This window comes from Achromobacter sp., assembly GCF_050285585.1.
Classification (GTDB): Bacteria; Pseudomonadota; Gammaproteobacteria; order Burkholderiales; family Burkholderiaceae_B; genus Achromobacter.
Map to the genome: position 1 here is coordinate 1 of NZ_JBLZXF010000045.1, position 16,455 is coordinate 16,455.

Annotated in this window: 18 protein-coding genes; 3 read left to right on the top strand and 15 right to left on the bottom strand. The window is 67.1% G+C overall.

Annotation, left to right across the window (positions count from 1 at the left end; translation table 11 throughout):
- The 4 genes from ACN6PJ_RS28685 to miaB form a co-directional block, all read right to left on the bottom strand.
- Positions 1-518: CBS domain-containing protein (locus ACN6PJ_RS28685; RefSeq protein WP_427999126.1), on the bottom strand; the 518-nt coding region annotated here is incomplete at its 3' end.
- A 154-nt stretch (positions 519-672) separates the two neighbouring features.
- Positions 673-1,146, bottom strand: coding sequence for an rRNA maturation RNase YbeY (gene ybeY, locus ACN6PJ_RS28690; RefSeq protein WP_427999127.1), 474 nt, complete (start codon positions 1,144-1,146; stop codon positions 673-675).
- On the bottom strand, positions 1,136-2,161 hold the full coding sequence (locus ACN6PJ_RS28695; RefSeq protein WP_427999128.1) for a PhoH family protein: 1,026 nt from the start codon (positions 2,159-2,161) through the stop codon (positions 1,136-1,138). The genes ybeY and ACN6PJ_RS28695 overlap by 11 nt, the downstream gene beginning before the upstream one ends.
- Positions 2,158-3,591 carry a tRNA (N6-isopentenyl adenosine(37)-C2)-methylthiotransferase MiaB gene (gene miaB, locus ACN6PJ_RS28700; RefSeq protein WP_427999129.1) on the bottom strand — a complete coding sequence of 478 codons (1,434 nt, stop codon included), beginning with the start codon at positions 3,589-3,591 and terminating at the stop codon, positions 2,158-2,160. Before miaB ends, ACN6PJ_RS28695 begins: the two co-directional genes overlap by 4 nt.
- Before the next feature lie 169 nt (positions 3,592-3,760).
- On the opposite strand from miaB, the gene ACN6PJ_RS28705 reads away from it, so the two are divergent.
- Positions 3,761-4,537, top strand: a complete 777-nt coding sequence (locus tag ACN6PJ_RS28705; RefSeq protein ID WP_427999130.1) for a phosphatase PAP2 family protein — start codon at positions 3,761-3,763, stop codon at positions 4,535-4,537.
- 18 nt (positions 4,538-4,555) lie between these two features.
- Here the strand turns inward: ACN6PJ_RS28705 and ACN6PJ_RS28710 are convergent, their stop codons facing one another.
- The 11 genes from ACN6PJ_RS28710 to ACN6PJ_RS28760 all read right to left on the bottom strand — a co-directional run bounded on the left by ACN6PJ_RS28710 (position 4,556) and on the right by ACN6PJ_RS28760 (position 14,093).
- Positions 4,556-5,266 (bottom strand): alanyl-tRNA editing protein, encoded by a 711-nt coding sequence (locus tag ACN6PJ_RS28710; protein ID WP_427999131.1) that lies wholly within the window; start codon positions 5,264-5,266, stop codon positions 4,556-4,558.
- Positions 5,267-5,304: 38 nt separating this feature from the next.
- Positions 5,305-5,982, bottom strand: coding sequence for a VOC family protein (locus tag ACN6PJ_RS28715; protein WP_427999132.1), 678 nt, complete (start codon positions 5,980-5,982; stop codon positions 5,305-5,307).
- 35 nt (positions 5,983-6,017) lie between these two features.
- The gene (locus tag ACN6PJ_RS28720) at positions 6,018-6,623 is read right to left on the bottom strand and encodes an ATP-dependent Clp protease proteolytic subunit (protein WP_427999133.1); all 606 of its coding nucleotides are present in this window, start codon (positions 6,621-6,623) and stop codon (positions 6,018-6,020) included.
- A gap of 42 nt (positions 6,624-6,665) precedes the next feature.
- Positions 6,666-7,013 carry an SRPBCC family protein gene (locus tag ACN6PJ_RS28725; RefSeq protein ID WP_427999134.1) on the bottom strand — a complete coding sequence of 116 codons (348 nt, stop codon included), beginning with the start codon at positions 7,011-7,013 and terminating at the stop codon, positions 6,666-6,668.
- Positions 7,010-7,324: an ArsR/SmtB family transcription factor gene (locus ACN6PJ_RS28730; RefSeq protein WP_427999135.1), complete on the bottom strand. Its 315-nt coding sequence runs from the start codon at positions 7,322-7,324 to the stop codon at positions 7,010-7,012. The genes ACN6PJ_RS28725 and ACN6PJ_RS28730 overlap by 4 nt, the downstream gene beginning before the upstream one ends.
- A 98-nt stretch (positions 7,325-7,422) precedes the next feature.
- Positions 7,423-8,358 (bottom strand): protein translocase subunit SecF, encoded by a 936-nt coding sequence (gene secF, locus ACN6PJ_RS28735; RefSeq protein WP_427999136.1) that lies wholly within the window; start codon positions 8,356-8,358, stop codon positions 7,423-7,425.
- 53 nt (positions 8,359-8,411) lie between these two features.
- Entirely contained in the window at positions 8,412-10,292 is a 1,881-nt protein-coding gene (secD, locus tag ACN6PJ_RS28740; RefSeq protein WP_427999137.1) for a protein translocase subunit SecD, read from the bottom strand.
- A gap of 111 nt (positions 10,293-10,403) precedes the next feature.
- Entirely contained in the window at positions 10,404-10,745 is a 342-nt protein-coding gene (yajC, locus tag ACN6PJ_RS28745; RefSeq protein WP_043544388.1) for a preprotein translocase subunit YajC, read from the bottom strand.
- Positions 10,746-10,931: 186 nt separating this feature from the next.
- Positions 10,932-12,068 (bottom strand): tRNA guanosine(34) transglycosylase Tgt, encoded by a 1,137-nt coding sequence (tgt, locus tag ACN6PJ_RS28750; RefSeq protein WP_427999138.1) that lies wholly within the window; start codon positions 12,066-12,068, stop codon positions 10,932-10,934.
- Positions 12,065-13,123 carry a tRNA preQ1(34) S-adenosylmethionine ribosyltransferase-isomerase QueA gene (gene queA / locus ACN6PJ_RS28755; RefSeq protein WP_427999139.1) on the bottom strand — a complete coding sequence of 353 codons (1,059 nt, stop codon included), beginning with the start codon at positions 13,121-13,123 and terminating at the stop codon, positions 12,065-12,067. The genes tgt and queA overlap by 4 nt, the downstream gene beginning before the upstream one ends.
- A gap of 136 nt (positions 13,124-13,259) precedes the next feature.
- Positions 13,260-14,093 carry an IclR family transcriptional regulator gene (locus ACN6PJ_RS28760; protein ID WP_427999140.1) on the bottom strand — a complete coding sequence of 278 codons (834 nt, stop codon included), beginning with the start codon at positions 14,091-14,093 and terminating at the stop codon, positions 13,260-13,262.
- Between the two features lie 79 nt (positions 14,094-14,172).
- Between ACN6PJ_RS28760 and ACN6PJ_RS28765 the strand changes: the two genes are divergently transcribed.
- Together ACN6PJ_RS28765 and ACN6PJ_RS28770 are read left to right on the top strand one after the other, a co-directional pair.
- Positions 14,173-15,186 (top strand): LLM class flavin-dependent oxidoreductase, encoded by a 1,014-nt coding sequence (locus ACN6PJ_RS28765; protein WP_427999141.1) that lies wholly within the window; start codon positions 14,173-14,175, stop codon positions 15,184-15,186.
- Between the two features lie 67 nt (positions 15,187-15,253).
- A complete protein-coding gene (locus tag ACN6PJ_RS28770) occupies positions 15,254-16,411 on the top strand; it encodes an ABC transporter substrate-binding protein (protein WP_427999142.1) in 1,158 nt (385 codons plus the stop codon).
- Positions 16,412-16,455 lie beyond the last annotated feature (44 nt).

Below are 16,455 nucleotides of genomic sequence, written 5' to 3' on the forward strand. Positions count from 1 at the left end.
TCGTCGATGACGATGGCCTGGTGGTTGCGGCTGGCGCGGAACTCGTGCAGCAGCACGTTCAGGCGCTTGGATTCGGGAATGAACACGGCCGGCCGGACCAGCGTGCGCACTTCGATGCCGGGTTCCAGCATGCAGCGCAGCAGGTCCTTGGCCAGCAGGATGCCGATGATGTTGTCGCGGTCGCCTTCGTAGACGGGGAAGCGCGAATGCGCGGTCTCGATCACCGAGGCCACGAGGTTCGGGATGGGTTGCGTGACGTCGAGCAGATCCATGCGGGAGCGCGGGACCATGATGTCGCCCACGGTGCCCTCGGACACGGCCAGCGCGCCCTTGATCATTTTGTAGGACTCCGCGTCGAGCAGCTGGCGGTCGTGCGCGGCTTCCAGAACGGCTTTGATGCCTTCGCGGTCCTCGGGCTCGCGGCGCACGAGGGAAAGCAGGCGGTCTAGAAGGGATTTTGTGGCGGGTTTGGCTGAGCGAGCAGGCGTCGCTTCGGGGGCAGGATAAGGGTCAGACATCGTCCGGAAGGACAAGTTATGGAGGAGCCAGCATAACCGATACTGGCTTCCGATTTGTAACGCCGGCGCCCAAAATGAGGGTAACCGCTGCCATCTGCGCCTTGCTGAGCGCCAATTATCGGCAATTTCTCAGGGTTGACCCGAGGGGGGCGGGCTAGGGCGCAACGTAGGGATCGGCGATTCCCATCGCGGACAGCAGCGAGGTTTCGAGCGCTTCCATGCGTTTTGCGTCGCGGGCCTTGATGTGGTCGTAGCCCAGCGAGTGCAGCACGCCATGGATGGTCAGGTGGGCGGCGTGGTCCAGCAGCGCCTTGCGCTGTTCGCGGGCCTCGCGCGCCAGCACCGGCACGCACATGACGATGTCGCCGCGCGCCACGCCCAGCGGATCCACCCCGTATTCGAACGTGAGCACGTTGGTGGCGTAGTCGCGGCCGCGGAAGTCGCGGTTCAGGCGCCGGCCCTCGGCCGCGCCGACCAGGCGCAGGCTGAGTTCGGCGGCGGAAAACGCCACGAGGCCGTCCTCGGCCGCGCCGGCCAGCGCGCGTTCGGCCCAGCGGCGCAGGCGCCAGCGCGGGAGGCGGTCTTCCTGCACGCCATACTGGACGGACAGGGACAGGTCAGGCTTCATTTTCGGAGGCGCGGTCGTAGGCGTCGACGATGCGGGCGACCAGGGGATGGCGCACCACGTCTCGGCTGGTGAATCGGGTGGTGGCGATGCCCTGCACGTCGTGCAGCACCTTCACCGCGTGCGCCAGGCCGCTGTCCTGGCCGCGCGGCAGGTCCACCTGCGAGGGGTCGCCGGTGATGACGGCCTTGCTGCCGAAGCCGATCCGCGTCAGGAACATTTTCATCTGTTCCGGCGTGGTGTTCTGCGCTTCGTCCAGGATGACGAAGGCATGGTTCAGCGTGCGGCCGCGCATGTAGGCCAGCGGAGCGATCTCGATCGTCTGCTTTTCGAACAGGCGCTGCACCTTCTCGAAGCCCATCAGGTCGTACAGCGCGTCATACAGCGGCCGCAGGTACGGATCGACCTTCTGGGCCAGGTCGCCGGGCAGGAAGCCCAGGCGCTCGCCGGCCTCCACCGCGGGGCGCGTCAGCACCAGGCGCTGCACGGTATCGCGCTCCATGGCGTCGATGGCGCAGGCCACGGCCAGCCAGGTCTTGCCGGTGCCGGCGGGCCCGACACCGAAGGTGATGTCGTGCTTGAGGATGTTGTTCAGGTAGTCGCGCTGGCGGGGCGTGCGGGGGCGCAGGTCGCTGCGCTTGGTGCGCAGGGCGATGCCGTCGCTTTCGTCGTCCAGCGCGGGCAGCGGGTCCATTTCCTGGGACAGATCTTCTTTCAGTTCCTCTTCCTGCCGGCCGACGCCGATCTCGACGAGCCCCAGCTGGATATCGTCGACCGACAGGGCGCGGTGCACGGCCTGCTCATGGAAGCGGCGCAGCACCCGGGCGGCCAGCTCGGCCAGCTCGCCCTCGATGGTGACCCGGCTGCCGCGGCGCGAGAGCTTGACGTTCATGCCGTCGGCCAGCTGGCGAAGGTTCTCGTCCAGCGGGCCGCAGAGATTGGCCAGGTGGGTATTGTCGCCGTCAAGGACGACGACGGAGGGCATGCTGCGCCGGGCGCGGGAGCGGGGTGTGGTCATTCGGCCTCTGGGGAAACGCGGTCCACGTCGGCGACCCGCGCGCGCAGCGAATTGGTATGCGCTTCGGTGATGATGACGTCGACCATTTGTCCGATGAGCCGCGCGGGCGCGGCGAAGTTCACGATGCGGTTGTTCTCGGTGCGGCCCATCAGTTCGTTCGGGTCGCGGCGCGAGGGGCCTTCCACCAGCAGGCGCTGGCGCGTGCCGATCATGTTGCGGGCGATCGCCGCGGCCTGCGCGTTGATCAGCGCCTGCAGCCGTTGCAGGCGGCGCAGCTTCACGTCCTGCGGCGTGTCGTCGTGCAGGTCGGCGGCGGGCGTGCCCGGACGGCGCGAATAGACGAACGAGAACGAGGTGTCGAAGCCGACGTCCTCGATCAGCTTCATGGTTTTTTCGAAGTCTTCCTCGGTTTCGCCGGGAAAGCCCACGATGAAATCGGAGGACAGCGTCAGGTCGGGGCGGGCGGCGCGCAGCCGGCGCACGACGGACTTGAATTCCAGCGTGGTGTAGCCGCGCTTCATGGCGGCCAGGACGCGGTCGCTGCCGGCCTGGACCGGCAGGTGCAGGAACGACACCAGCTTGGGCAGGCGGGCATAGGCGTCCACCATGCGCTGGGTCATTTCCTTGGGATGCGAGGTGGTGTAGCGGATGCGCTCGATGCCCGGGATTTCGTGCACGTACTCCAGCAGCATGGCGAAGTCGGCGATCTCGCCGGTATCGGCCATGCGCCCGCGATAGGCGTTCACGTTCTGGCCCAGCAAGGTGACTTCCTTCACGCCCTGGTCGGCCAGGTCGGCCACTTCGACCAGCACGTCCTCGAAGGGACGCGAGACTTCCTCGCCGCGCGTATAGGGCACGACGCAGAAGCTGCAGTATTTGCTGCAGCCTTCCATGATCGAGACGAAGGCCGTGGCGCCGTCCACGCGCGGCGGCGGCATGTTGTCGAACTTCTCGATCTCGGGAAAGCTGATGTCGACCTGCGAGCGGCCTTCTTCGCGGCGGCGCTGGATCAGCTCGGGCAGGCGGTGCAGCGTCTGCGGGCCGAACACCACGTCCACGTAGGGCGCGCGCTTGACGATGGCTTCGCCCTCCTGGCTGGCCACGCAGCCGCCCACGCCGATCACCAGGTTGGGATTGGTCTTCTTCAGGTGCTGCACGCGGCCCAGGTCGGAGAAGACTTTTTCCTGCGCCTTCTCGCGCACCGAACAGGTGTTGAACAGGATGACGTCGGCTTCTTCCGGATCGTTGGTCAGCTCCAGCCCCTGGTCGCCGCGCAGCACGTCGGCCATCTTGTCCGAATCGTATTCGTTCATCTGGCAGCCGAAGGTGCGGATGTACAGCTTGCGGGGGGAGCCGGCGCCGGGGGCCGGAAGGGGGGCGTTCGCGCCGTCGCGCTGGGCGTCCGCGCGCTTGAGGGAAATTTCTTGCATGATGGTCGCCGTGACGGGTGTAGATCCCGGGGGCAGGAAGGTGGGAAACCGCGAATTTTAACGCTTGCGTGAATTTGTTTCTTGGCCTTGCCCGCCGCGGCCGTTACGATAACTATCAAGCTGGCTTTCAGATTCCAGTAATATTTATCATTTCCCTGACGCGGCACCGATGAACTCCAATCCCCTGACGCCTCCGGTAGCCGCTCCCGCGATCGACGCCGCGACGGGCGCGCTGCCGGCGGAACGCTTCCGCAATCCCTTTTCGCCATGGACCTGGCTGCTGCTGGGCTGCGCGCTGGCCCTGGCCGCCGGAGCCTGCGCGCTCTGGGTAGACCTGCCCCTGGCCATCTGGATCAAGCAGTCGGTGACCGAAGGCGTGAACGAGTCGTTCGAATGGGTCGGCGAGCTGGGAGAAAGCGGCAGCTACATCGCCGTGGCCCTGGCGTTTTACGTCATCGGGCTGGTCGGGCTGGCCCGCGGCTGGCGCAACCCGGTGCGCATGAGCTATGCGAGCATGGCGCGCGGCAGCCTGCTGATGCTCTCCACCATGGCGGTGGGCGGGCTGGTCGTGCTGGTGCTGAAGCGCTCGGTGGCGCGGGCGCGCCCGGAGCTTTTCTTCGAGAAGGGCGTCTACGGGCTGGGCGAGTCCTTTTCCCGCGCGCAGCTTTTCAATTCATTCCCGTCCAGCCATACCTACGCGGCGTTCGCCGTGGCCGTGGTGCTGGGCATCCTGGCGCCTCGCTGGCGCTGGGTCTTCCTGCTGCTGGCGGCGCTGGTCGCCGTGAGCCGCCTGGTCAACCTGGACCACTACCTGTCCGACGTGATGACCGCCGCAGGCATTGCGGTGCTGATCGGCCACGTGCTGGCGCCGCGCGTGCTGGACGCCAGGTACCAGTGGCCGCTGCGCGCGCCGTGGAAATGGTGGCGGCGGTCTTCGGGCGGCTGATGCCGGGGCCTTTCGCCCTCAGGCGAAGTTCACCACCACGCGCCGGTTGCTGCGGCTTTTCTTTTCGATCTTGGTAACGACCACGGCGCCGATCTCGCCCGTGTTGGCCACGTGCGTGCCGCCGCAGGGCTGGCGGTCCACGCCGGGAATTTCGACGATGCGGATGCTGCGGGTGCCAGCGGGCGGAGCGGCCCCCACCGTGCGCACCAAATCCGGTTCCGCCGCCAATTGCTCCGGCGTGATGCAATCGATGCTCACGCCGAGGCCCGAGCCGATCAGCGCGTTCAGGCGTTCGGTCAGATCGGCCTTGTCCAGCGTGGACTCGGGCAGGTCGAAGTCGATGCGCGCGGAGTCGGGCGAGATATTGCAGCCGGTCACCGGCGCGGGCACCAGGGAACCGAGCAGGTGCAGGCAGGTGTGCAGCCGCATGAGCCGATGGCGGCGCGGCCAGTCTATGGCCACCGATACGCGTTCGCCGACCTGGGGCAGCGCGTCGCCGTCCGGCACGTGCAGGATGCGCTGGCGGTCGTCCGCGTACAGCGTGTCCGCCAGGGCCAGCACGCGGCCGTCGGCCAGCGTCAGCGTGCCGCTGTCGCCCGCCTGCCCGCCGCTGCGCGCATAACAGACCGTTTCATCGAGTTCGATGCCTTCGGGGCCGACGGCGACCACGGTGGCGTCGCAACGGTCCAGGTAGGGGTCTTCGTCGAATCGCTTGCGGGGGGCGGGCATGGATGGGTCTCCGGATGTGGGGATGGTTTGCGCGTGGGTCAGGTCAGGATCTTCACGCCCTGCGCCGTTTCTATGCGCGCGCTGAGGCGGGGCGGGCCGTCGGCCTGTTCGACGTGGATCAGGTGGTCGGCGCCCAGCCAGGCCAGCCCCTGGCGCAGCAGTCCCGCCTGGGGATGGCTGCCCGAGAGCTGGACCAGGGCCAGGTCCTGGCGCGCCAGGCTGACGCCGGGAGAGTCCGGCACGTCCCATTGGATCAGCGTGGGCAGCAGGCCGTCGCCGGCGGCATGGCCGGCCTCGCGCCAGGCGGGCAGGCTGCCGTCCTCCGGCACCGTCAGCCGCCAGCGCAGGTCGCCGCGCGACATGGGGATGGCAGGGGCAAGGCGTTCAGGGTGTTCGGCCTGCATGCGGGTGAGATCCAGCGGCGCCTCCACCCTGGCGGCCCAGTGGGCCAGGAAGGGACCCTGCTCCAGGCGGGCGCGCATGGCCGGCTGGTCCAGCCCGAACCAGCGCGGCCGCGCGGGAGCCTCGGCGTTCGGGTCGATGGAGATCACTTCCAGATAGATGCCGCCGGCCAGGCCCAGGACCCGGTTGTGGGTGCCCATGCGGGGATGGGCGCCGCCGCCGGAGGGCGCGATGCCGAGCAACCCGGCGACATATCCGGTGCCGCTGGCGAGATCGGGCGCGGCGATGACGAGGTGATCGATGGCGAGTTTCATGATCTGGCTATGGTAGCCCAGCAGGACGCCTCGGATCAGCAGCCGAACTCCCGCCGTTTGAGCACCTTGTCTATCAGCCCCCACTCCAGCGCTTCCTCGGCGGTCATGTAGCGGTCCCGGTCCAGCGTGCGCTCGACCTCTTCGTAGCTGCGGCCGCAGTGTTGCGCATACACCCGGGTGACCCGGTCCTTGGTCCGCCGGATCTCCTCGGCGTGGATGAGGACGTCGGATGCCTGGCCCTGGAAGCCGCCCAGGGGCTGGTGCACGTGGATGCTGGCGTTGGCCAGCGCGCAGCGTTCGCCCGGCTCGCCCGCCATGAGCAGGAACGACCCCATGGAACGGGCGGTGCCCATGCATAGCGTGTGCACGGGAGCGGTGATGTACTGCATGGTGTCGTACATGGCCAGGCCGCTGGTGATCACGCCGCCGGGCGAGTTGATGTACAGATGGATCGGCTTGGTGGGGTTTTCGGATTCCAGGAACAGCAGCTGCGCGCAGACCAGGGCCGACACGGCGTCGTTGACCTCGCCGTTCAGGAAAATGATGCGATCGCGCAGCAGCCGCGAGTAAATGTCGAAGGACCGTTCTCCCCGGCCGGACTGCTCGACGACCATCGGCACGTATTGCATGACGTCCTGCATGGACTATCTCCCGTGTGTGGATGCGTTGCGTTCGGCCTGGATTCAGGCCGCGCGCATGAGGAAGGGGCCGGCGTCGTTTGCGGCGCATTCGAGGCGCGCGTCGGCCAGCGCATGGATGATCCGGAGCATGGTGCGCCCGCCTGGGGCCGGCCGCAGCTGGAACGTGACCAGGCTTTCGAGAAAGGGCGGTTCGTCGTCGCGCATCCGGTAGCGGACTTCCTCGGCGGGCGTCGAGCCTTCGGGTTCGGCGCTGGCCAGCGCGCGCTCGGGCAGCCACTGTTCACGGAATTCGGGAATGCTGATCGCGCGCCAGACTTTTTCCGGCGGCGCGTCGAGCTCGTATTCGAGCACGATGTCTTGCGGCAGGTCTTCGGAGGCGGTTGGCTTCATTGGTCCATGTCCTTGAGCAGGGCGTTCAGGGCGTCGACGCGGGCGGGCCAGTAAGCGCGGTACTTCGCCAGCCATCCGGCGATAAGCGCCAGGCCGTCGGGGTCGATTTCGTAGTTCACGAAGCGGCCTTGTTTTTCCTCGCGCACCAGGCGCGCCTTGCGGAGCACCGAAAGATGCTGGGACATGGCCGGCTGGCTGATCTCCATGCCCGCGCGCAGCGCGCTGGCGTTCATGCCGCCGGCGGCCAGCTTTTCGAAGATGGCGCGGCGGGTGGGATCGGCCAGCGCCTTGAAGATGTCGTTTTCGAGCATGCGAACACATTAGCGAATACTTATGTGTTTGGCAAGCGGCGCGCGCGGAGCGGCAAAAAAAACCCGCCGGATGCGGCGGGTTTTGTGCGCGGAGAGGATCAGGCGGCTTCGCCTTCCTCGCCTTCCTTCTTGACGGTCTTGATCAGGTCTTCGCGCTTGACGCCCATCCACATGGCCAGCGCGGCGGCGACGAACACCGACGAATAGATGCCGAACCAGATGCCGATGGTCAGGGCCATGGCGAAGTAATGCAGGGTGGGGCCGCCGAAGAACAGCATCGCCAGCACCATCATCTGGGTCGAGCCGTGCGTGATGATGGTCCGCGAGATCGTTTGCGTGATGGCGCTGTTGATGACCTCCTGCACGTCCGCCTTGCGGTACTTGCGGAAGTTCTCGCGGATCCGGTCCATGATGACCACGGATTCGTTGACGGAGTAGCCCAGCACCGCAAGCACCCCCGCCAGCACCGACAGCGAGAACTCCCACTGGAAGAAGGCGAAGAAGCCCAGGATGATCACCACGTCGTGCAGGTTGGCGATCACGCCGGCGACGGCGAACTTCCATTCGAAGCGAAAGCCCAGGTACACCATGATGCCGATGACCACGACCAGCAGCGCCATCAGGCCGTTGTGCAGCAGCTCCTGGCCCACCTGCGGGCCCACGAACTCCACGCGGCGCAATTCGACGCCGGAATCGGCGGCTTTCAGCGCGGCCATGACGGTTTCGCTCTGGGTGGCCGACGTCTGGCCTTCCTGCAGGGGCAGGCGGATCATGACGTCGTGCGAGGTGCCGAAGTTCTGCACCTGGAAGTCGGTGTAGCCCAGCTTCGAGACGACGCCGCGCACGTTTTCAAGCTGCGCCGTCTGGGCGTAGTTGACTTCCATGACCGTGCCGCCGGTGAATTCGATCGACAGGTGAAAGCCGCGCGTGAGGATGAAGAAGACCGCCGCCACGAAGGTGACGAGGCTGATGATGTTCAGCACCAGCGCGTGGCGCATGAACGGGATGGTGCGGTGAATACGGAAAAATTCCATTTTTCGCCTTCGGCTTTATCGGTGGCGGGCGGCCGTGCCGCCCGCGCGGATGTTCAGTTGGTCTTCGGTTTCCAGACTTCACCGATGGAGATCGTCGTGAGCTTCTTCTTGCGGCCGTAGTACAGGTTGGCCAGCGCGCGCACGCCCACCACCGACGAGAACATCGAGGTCAGGATGCCCAGGCAGTGCACCACGGCGAAGCCCCGGATCGGGCCCGAGCCGAAGGCCAGCAGCGCCAGACCCACGATCAGCGTCGTGAGGTTCGAGTCGAGAATCGTGCCCCAGGCGCGTTCGAAGCCGTGGTGGATGGCCTGTTGCGGCGAGGCGCCCGCCCGCAGCTCTTCCCGTATGCGCTCGTTGATCAGCACGTTCGAGTCGATCGCCATGCCCAGCGTCAGCGCGATGGCCGCGATGCCGGGCAGCGTCAGCGTGGCTTGCAGCATGGACAGCAGCGCCAGCAGCAGCAGCACGTTCAAGGTCAGGCCGATCGTCGAGAACACGCCGAACAGGTGGTAGTACAGGATGATGAACGCCGCGATGGCAAGAAAGCCGTACAGCGTCGAATGGAAGCCCTTCGAAATGTTGTCGGCGCCCAGGCTCGGGCCGATGGTGCGTTCCTCGATGATGGACATCGGAGCGGCCAGCGCGCCGGCGCGCAGCAGCAGCGCGGTGTCGGCGGCTTCCTCGGAGCTCATGCTGCCGGAGATCTGCACCTGCCCGCCGGCGATTTCGCTGCGGATGACAGGGGCCGTGACCACTTCGCCCTTGCCGTTCTCGAACAGCAGGATGGCCATGCGCTTGCCGACGTTGTCGCGGGTCACGTCGCGGAAGATGCGGGCGCCCTTGGAGTCCAGCGTCAGGTGTACGGCGGCCTGCTGGGTCTGCGAGTCGCGGCCGGGCTGGGCGTCCTGCAGGTTTTCGCCGGTCAGGATGACCTGGCGGCGAACCAGGATCGGACGGCCGTCGCGGTCGTTGTAGCGTTCGAGGCCGAAAGGCACGGTGCCGCCCAGCAGCGCGGCCTGCGCGGCGGGGGAGTCGTCGACCATGCGGATTTCCAGCGTGGCCGTGCGGCCCAGCAGTTCCTTGGCCTTGGCCACGTCCTGCACGCCGGGCAGCTGGACCACGATGCGGTCGGAGCCTTGCTGCTGGATGACCGGTTCGGCCACGCCCAGTTCATTGATGCGGTTGTGCAGCGTGTTGATGTTCTGCTTCAGCGCGGAATCCTGCACGCGGGTCACGGCGGCGGGATTCAGGGCGCCCATCAGCAGGGGCTTGCCGTTTTCCTCGCGCTCGGCGAACTCCAGGTCGGGCAGGCGGCTGCGCAGGGTGGAGATGGCGCGGTCGCGGTCGGCCGTGTTGGCGAAGGTGGCGGCGATGCCCAGGCCCGAGCGTTCGACGCCGGCCACGTTGACCTTCTGGTCGCGCAGCACCGAGCGGACGTCGGCGGCGAGGGAATCGTAGCGGGCGGTCAGGGCGCCCTGCATGTCCACTTGCAGCAGGAAGTGCACGCCGCCGCGCAGGTCCAGGCCCAGATACATCGGCTTGGGCGCGAACCAGCCCATGGCGCGCATCCAGGAGGGCGAGGCGGGCAGCAGGTTCAGCGCGACCGTGTAATGGGGGTCGCCGGCGACGGTGTTGAGGGATCTGTCGAGAAGGTCACGGGCCTGCAGTTGCAGGTCGGTCGAGGTGAAGCGGGCGCGCACGGTGCCGAGCGTGCCGTTTTGTTCGTAGTAGACCCCTTCATTGGGAATCTTGGCGTCGGCCAGCACCTGCTCGACCCGGCCCAGCATGGCGGTATCCACCTTCACGGTGGCCTTGGCGCTGGAAACCTGGACGGCGGGGGATTCGCCGTAGAAGTTCGGAAGCGTATACAGCAGGCCAATGATGACCGCGATCAGGACCGTAATGTACTTCCAGAGAGGATAGCGGTTCATTGCCGGCTACTTCATGTGAGAGTGATAAAAGGGCCGCCCGAGCGGCAGGCGCGGCGGGCGGCGGGAGGAGCCATCAAGCGCAAGAGCCCGATCAGGGCTCCGTTGGGACGCTTACAGGGCCTTGATGGTTCCCTTGGGCAGCACGGTCGAGACCGAGGACTTCTGCATGATCACTTCGACGGGCTTGTCGGCCAGTTCCGAGACTTCCACCGTGACATAGCTGTCGTTGACCTTGGTGACCTTGCCGAGCATGCCGCCGGCGGTGACCACTTCATCGCCCTTGGCCAGGGCGGCGAGCAGATTGCGGTGTTCCTTCTGGCGCTTCATCTGGGGACGGATCATCAGGAAATAGAGGATCACGAACATCAGGATGATGGGCAGCATGCCCATCAGCGCATTGCCTTCAGGGGCGGCCTGGGCCACGACGAGGCTGGCGGTATCGATAACGGACATTGAATTCTCCTGCGTTTAGTTTGTTTGGAGGGTCGTGTTTATGTTTTTCTGCGCCCATCCCCGCGCGAGCCATGGATAGGGCAAGCCGACTATTGTATATAGGTTCCGCCGCCCGCCGGTGCGCGCGCATCGCGGATTGCCGGCGCGGCAGGGACGTGGCCCCTGGGCCGGCGGACTTCTGAAATTCTAATCCACCCCCCGCTTGCGGTCGGCGGCGAACTGGGCGCGCCAGGCGTCGAAGCGGCCCTCGGCGATGGCTTCCCGCATTTCCTTCATGATGGTCAGATAGAAATGCAGGTTGTGCAGGGTATTCAGGCGCGCCCCGGTGATCTCGTTGGCCCGCTGCAGGTGGTGCAGGTACGCCCGGGAGAAGGTCGCGCAGGTGTGGCAACCGCAGCTCGGGTCCAGCGGGCGGGTGTCGTCGCGGTACTTGGCGTTGCGGATCTTGACGTCGCCAAAGCGGGTGAACAGCCAGCCGTTGCGGGCGTTGCGGGTGGGCATGACGCAGTCGAACATGTCCACGCCGCGGGAGACGCCTTCGACCAGGTCTTCGGGCGTGCCCACGCCCATCAGGTAGCGGGGCGCCTGCGCCGGCAGCTTGGGCGTCACGTGCGCCAGGATGCGCATCATGTCTTCCTTGGGCTCGCCGACCGACAGGCCGCCGATGGCGTAGCCGTGGAAACCGATGTCCTGCAGCCCGGCCAGGGATTCATCGCGCAGCGATTCGTACATGCCGCCCTGGACGATGCCGAAGAGGGCGTTGGGATTGCCCAGGCGGTCGAATTCCTCGCGCGAGCGGCGCGCCCAGCGCAGCGACATGCGCATCGAGCGGGCGGCCTCCTCGACGGTGGCGGGCCGCCCGTCGATTTCATAGGGCGTGCATTCGTCGAACACCATGACGATGTCGGAGTTCAGCGAGCGCTGGATGCGCATGGACTCTTCCGGCGTCAGGAACAGGCGCGCGCCGTCGATCGGGGAGGCGAACTTCACGCCTTCCTCGGTGATCTTGCGCATGCCCTGCAGGCTGAATACCTGGAAGCCGCCCGAGTCCGTCAGGATGGGCTTGTCCCATTGCATGAAACCGTGCAGGCCGCCGTGCTTTTCCATGATTTCCGTGCCCGGGCGCAGCCACAGGTGGAAGGTGTTGCCCAGCACGATCTGCGAGCCGATCTCCTTGAGTTCGTGCGGCAGCATGGCCTTGACGCTGCCGTACGTGCCCACGGGCATGAAAATGGGCGTCTCGACCACGCCATGATTCAGCGTGATACGGCCGCGGCGGGCGCCGCCATCGGTGGCGAGCAGTTCGAAGTTCAGTCCGGTCATGGTGCGGGGGACTCGATAAACATGGCGTCGCCATAGCTGAAGAAGCGATAGCGCTCGGCGACGGCGTGGGCGTAGGCGCGGCGTATCGGTTCGACGCCGGCCAGCGCCGACACCAGCATCAGCAGGGTCGACTGGGGCAGGTGGAAGTTGGTGACCAGGGCGTCGATGACGCGGTACGGGTATCCGGGGGTGATGAACAGGCGGGTGTCGCCCTGGGCGGCGGCCAGCGGCAGGCCGGGCGCCGTGCGCCCCTCGGTCTGGGCGGCGGCGGATTCCAGGGCGCGCACGCTGGTCGTGCCGACGGCAATGACCCGGCCGCCCCGGCCGCGGGCGGCGGCGATCGCGTCCACCGTCGCCTGGGGCACGGTGAACCACTCGGCGTGCATGACGTGATCGGCCAGGTTGTCCACCCGCACGGGCTGGAAGGTGCCCGCGCCCACGTGCAGGGTGACGAAGGCGCGCGCCACGCCGAGGGCGTCCAGCCGGTCCAGCGTGGGCTGGTCGAAATGCAGGCCGGCGGTAGGGGCCGCCACGGCGCCCGGTTCGCGGGCGTAGACCGTCTGGTAGCGCTCGTCGTCGCCGGCGTCGGCCTGGTGGGTGATGTAGGGGGGCAGCGGCGTCGCTCCGTGGGCGTCCAGCAGTTCCAGCACGGGGCCGGGGAAGCGGATGTCGAAGAGTTCGCCTTCGCGGCCCAGCACCGTGGCCTCGAACGCGTCCGCCAGGCGCAGCACCATGCCGGCGCCGGGCGATTTGCTGGCGCGCACGTGGGCCAGGACGCGGTCGGGTTCGGTGATGCGCTCGACCAGCACCTCGACCTTTCCGCCCGTGATCTTGTGGCCGTTCAGGCGCGCCTTGATGACGCGGGTGTCGTTGAAGACCAGCAGGTCGTGCGGGCGCAGCAGCGCGGCCAGGTCGGCGAACTGCCGGTCGTGCAGTTGGCCGGCGCGGTCCAGGTGCAGCAGGCGGCTGCCCGTGCGTTCGGCGGCCGGCGTCTGGGCGATGAGCTCAGGCGGCAGTTCGTAGTTGAAATCGGAAACGGTGAGGGACTGGGTCACGCGGGTATCCGTCCGGAAAAGGGCGGCGAAATGAGTATGAAAGCGAGCCGGGCGAGCCCGGGGCAACCCGGTATTGTAAAGCGGCCGGTTCCTGGCCGCGGCGTGGCCGCGGGCGGGGCGCTTCGCCGCGGCCCCTTCAAGCCGCGGGATTCCACCCCAGCCGGCGCGAGCAGTCAGCCGCCGCCGCGACGAGCGCCCGTACCGGCTCGCCCTCCGGCGCCAGGTCGAACGCTCCATGCAGCCCCAGGCCGGTAATGGCGCCCGCCAGCTGGCCCTGGGCATCCAGCACGGGCACCGCGGCCGAGTCGATGGCGTGCAGCAGGTGGCCGCTGACGCTGGCGTAGCCGCGCTGGCGGGTGGCCTGCCATTGCCGGCGCAGGGCGGCGGCGGGATCGCCGGGCGGCTCCGCGGCGTCCAGCGCCCGGGCCGCGTCCTGGCGCCGGGCCGCGTCGGCATCCCGGCCCAGCAGCGCGTCCCATTCCGACAGCGCCCTGGGCAGGACCAGGGCTTCGGGCAGCCAGGCGGCATAGACGCGGCCAGTGGCGCTATTGAGCAGGGGCAGCACCGAGCCCACCCGCACATTGACGGTCACCGGCAGGCGCGCGTCGCGCCATTGCACGATCGTGGGACCGTGCTGGCCCCAGACCGAAATGAATACCGTTTGGCCGATGGCCGCGCTCAGGCCGTCCAGGCTGCCCGCCGCCTGCTTCACGAAATCCACCTCGGCCAGCGCCGCCAGTCCCGTATGGAGCGCCTGCGGGCCAAGGCGGTAGCGGGCGCTGGCGGGATCCTGCTCCACATAGCCGCGCCGTTCGAGCGATACAAGATAGCGGTGCACCTTGGCACGCGGCATGTCCAGGCTGCGTCCCAGTTCCGATACGGACAGGGCGCCGCCCAGATCGGCCAGCCGAGTCAGCACGTCGAGGGCGATTTCGGCGGACTGGATTCCCGTGCTGCTGTTTGTTGACATCGATTTGTCTCTTATTAGAATACGTGTATCACTAAAAAATACATCAACCGCGGGACGCGGACAAATCCGGAGACAAGCCATGAAGATGTCCATCTTCTCGGTCCAGGACCACTATCCGTCCCAGCCGCGCACGCTCGGCCAGCTGTACAGCCAGGTCCTGGCGCAGGCGCGCCGGGCCGAGCAGCTGGGTTACGACACGTTCTGGGTGGCGGAGCACCATTTCCACGAGTACGGCGCGGTGCCGAATCCGGCCGTCTTCCTGGCGGCGCTTTCCCAGCAGACGAGCCGGCTGCGGCTGGGCACCGCCATCTCCATCCTGACCTTCCACAATCCCCTCACGGTGGCGGAAAACTATGCCTTGGTGGACCAGCTTTCACAAGGCAGGCTGGCGTTGGGCGTGGGGTCGGGCTACCTGAAGCACGAGTTCGATGGCTATGGCGTGGACCCCGCCGCCAAGCGCGAGCGTTTCGATGAGAACCTGATGCTAGTCGAGCGCCTGCTGCAAGGAGAGCGGGTTACCCACGAAGGCAGGTTCAACACGATCCGCGGGGTGCGCCTGAACGTGCAGCCGGTGCAGGATCCCGTGCCCCTGTACGTCGCGATCCTGCGCCGCGAGGCGGCCTATCACGTCGGCCGCCAGGGCCGCCGCATGCTGTTCGTGCCCTATGCCGCGGTGGACGATTTCGAGGAAATCGGCCAAATGATGCAGGACTACCGCCGCGGGCTGGCCGAGGCGGGCATCGAGGACGCCGCCGGCATGGCCGCCGTGGCCCTGCACACGCACGTGGCGCCGACGGACGAAAAGGCCCGCGAGCGCGCGTCCCGGGCATTCGACCTCTATGTGGATACCCGTCTGTACGCCCGCAAGCAGGTGTACGACGACATCATCGCCAGCGGCCTCTCGCTGTTCGGGTCGCCCCGGACGGTGGCCGGCAAGCTTGCGCGCCTGGCCGAAATGGGGCTGGACCACGTCATGAGCCTGCACAACTTCGGGCTCATGCCGCAGGACCTGGTGCTGGATTCCATGCAGCGCCTGATGGAGGAGGCCATGCCCTTGTCGGGCGTGGCTCCGAAGGACGTTCCCGCCGTATAACCGAGTTCCACGCCGTGGCGGATCGGCGCAACGCATAACGATATCCGCCCACCAAAGGAGACTGCGCATGACCCCTCGCCGCACCCTGACATCCGCCGCGCTGGCGGCCCTGCTGGCCCTGGGCGCCGCGCCCGCGCTGGCCCAAGTGAAGATAGGGGCGACCCTGTCCACGACCGGTCCCCAGGCGTCCCTGGGCATACCCGAACGCAACACCATCAGCCTGCTGCCCACCGAGATCGGCGGAGTCAAGGTCGAATACGTGGTGCTGGACGACGCCTCCGACACCACCCGGGCCGTCAGCAATTCCCACAAGCTGATCTCGGAGAACCAGGTGGACCTGATCGTCGGTTCCACCACCACGCCCAATACGATGGCCATGCTGGACACGGTGGCCACCGGCGCCACGCCGGTGATCACGCTGGCGTCGTCGGCCCGGCTGATCGATCCGGTGGACGACAAGCGGCGGTGGATATTCAAGACCCCGCACTCGGATTCCCTCATGGCCGAAGGCATCGCGCGTCATGCGGCGGCCAACGGCGTGAAGAAACTGGGTTTCATCGGCTTCAACAATGCGCTGGGCGAGACCTTCTGGGTAGAAGTCGAGAAGGCGGCCAAGAAGCATGGCATCGAGGTGGCGGGCAAGGAGAGCTTCGCGCCCACGGACACATCGGCCGTGGCCCAGACCCTGAAGCTCGTGGGCGCGAAGCCCGACGCCGTGGTGGTCGGGGCTTCGGGCACGCCGGCCGCCATGCCGGCGCGGGCCCTGCGCGAGCGCGGCTACCAGGGCAAGATCTATTTCAATCATGGCGTGGCCAACAACGATTTCCTGCGCGTTTGCGGCGCGGCCTGCGACGGCGCCTGGGTGCCGGTGGGGCCGGTGATGGTGGCGGACCTGCTGCCCGACGACAATCCCGTCAAGGCCACGGCCCAGGCCTTCGCCAAGAAATACGAGGCCGCCAACGGCCCGGGCAGCGTGTCCCTGTTTGCCGCCTACACCTGGGACGTCGGGCTGTTGCTGCAGCAGGCGATTCCCGTGGCGCTGAAAAAGGCCAAGCCCGGCACGCCCGAATTCAGGGCGGCGCTGCGCGACGCGCTGGAAAACGTCAAGGACCTGCCCACGGCGACCGGCGTGGTCACGATGAGTCCCACGGATCACAACGGACTGGATGAGCGCGCGCTGGTAATGGCGACCGTGGCCTCCGGCAAATGGAAGCTGCAAAAATAAAAACGCGGTAGGCAGGCCCCCGCGCCACGCCCGCAAATGTCGCA

What these genes read in the sequence shown, in the direction of transcription:
- ACN6PJ_RS28730 (WP_427999135.1), bottom strand. Translation starts at nt 7,324, where the DNA reads ATGCTCGAAAACGACATCTTCAAGGCGCTGGCCGATCCCACCCGCCGC.
- tgt (WP_427999138.1), bottom strand. Translation starts at nt 12,068, where the DNA reads ATGACCGGACTGAACTTCGAACTGCTCGCCACCGATGGCGGCGCCCGC.
- ACN6PJ_RS28695 (WP_427999128.1), bottom strand. Translation starts at nt 2,161, where the DNA reads ATGACCACACCCCGCTCCCGCGCCCGGCGCAGCATGCCCTCCGTCGTC.
- miaB (WP_427999129.1), bottom strand. Translation starts at nt 3,591, where the DNA reads ATGCAAGAAATTTCCCTCAAGCGCGCGGACGCCCAGCGCGACGGCGCG.
- ACN6PJ_RS28715 (WP_427999132.1), bottom strand. Translation starts at nt 5,982, where the DNA reads ATGAAACTCGCCATCGATCACCTCGTCATCGCCGCGCCCGATCTCGCC.
- ACN6PJ_RS28725 (WP_427999134.1), bottom strand. Translation starts at nt 7,013, where the DNA reads ATGAAGCCAACCGCCTCCGAAGACCTGCCGCAAGACATCGTGCTCGAA.
- ACN6PJ_RS28760 (WP_427999140.1), bottom strand. Translation starts at nt 14,093, where the DNA reads ATGTCAACAAACAGCAGCACGGGAATCCAGTCCGCCGAAATCGCCCTC.
- ACN6PJ_RS28770 (WP_427999142.1), top strand. Translation starts at nt 15,254, where the DNA reads ATGACCCCTCGCCGCACCCTGACATCCGCCGCGCTGGCGGCCCTGCTG.
- secD (WP_427999137.1), bottom strand. Translation starts at nt 10,292, where the DNA reads ATGAACCGCTATCCTCTCTGGAAGTACATTACGGTCCTGATCGCGGTC.
- ACN6PJ_RS28765 (WP_427999141.1), top strand. Translation starts at nt 14,173, where the DNA reads ATGAAGATGTCCATCTTCTCGGTCCAGGACCACTATCCGTCCCAGCCG.
- ACN6PJ_RS28710 (WP_427999131.1), bottom strand. Translation starts at nt 5,266, where the DNA reads ATGCCCGCCCCCCGCAAGCGATTCGACGAAGACCCCTACCTGGACCGT.
- ACN6PJ_RS28705 (WP_427999130.1), top strand. Translation starts at nt 3,761, where the DNA reads ATGAACTCCAATCCCCTGACGCCTCCGGTAGCCGCTCCCGCGATCGAC.
- secF (WP_427999136.1), bottom strand. Translation starts at nt 8,358, where the DNA reads ATGGAATTTTTCCGTATTCACCGCACCATCCCGTTCATGCGCCACGCG.
- ACN6PJ_RS28720 (WP_427999133.1), bottom strand. Translation starts at nt 6,623, where the DNA reads ATGCAGGACGTCATGCAATACGTGCCGATGGTCGTCGAGCAGTCCGGC.
- yajC (WP_043544388.1), bottom strand. Translation starts at nt 10,745, where the DNA reads ATGTCCGTTATCGATACCGCCAGCCTCGTCGTGGCCCAGGCCGCCCCT.
- ybeY (WP_427999127.1), bottom strand. Translation starts at nt 1,146, where the DNA reads ATGAAGCCTGACCTGTCCCTGTCCGTCCAGTATGGCGTGCAGGAAGAC.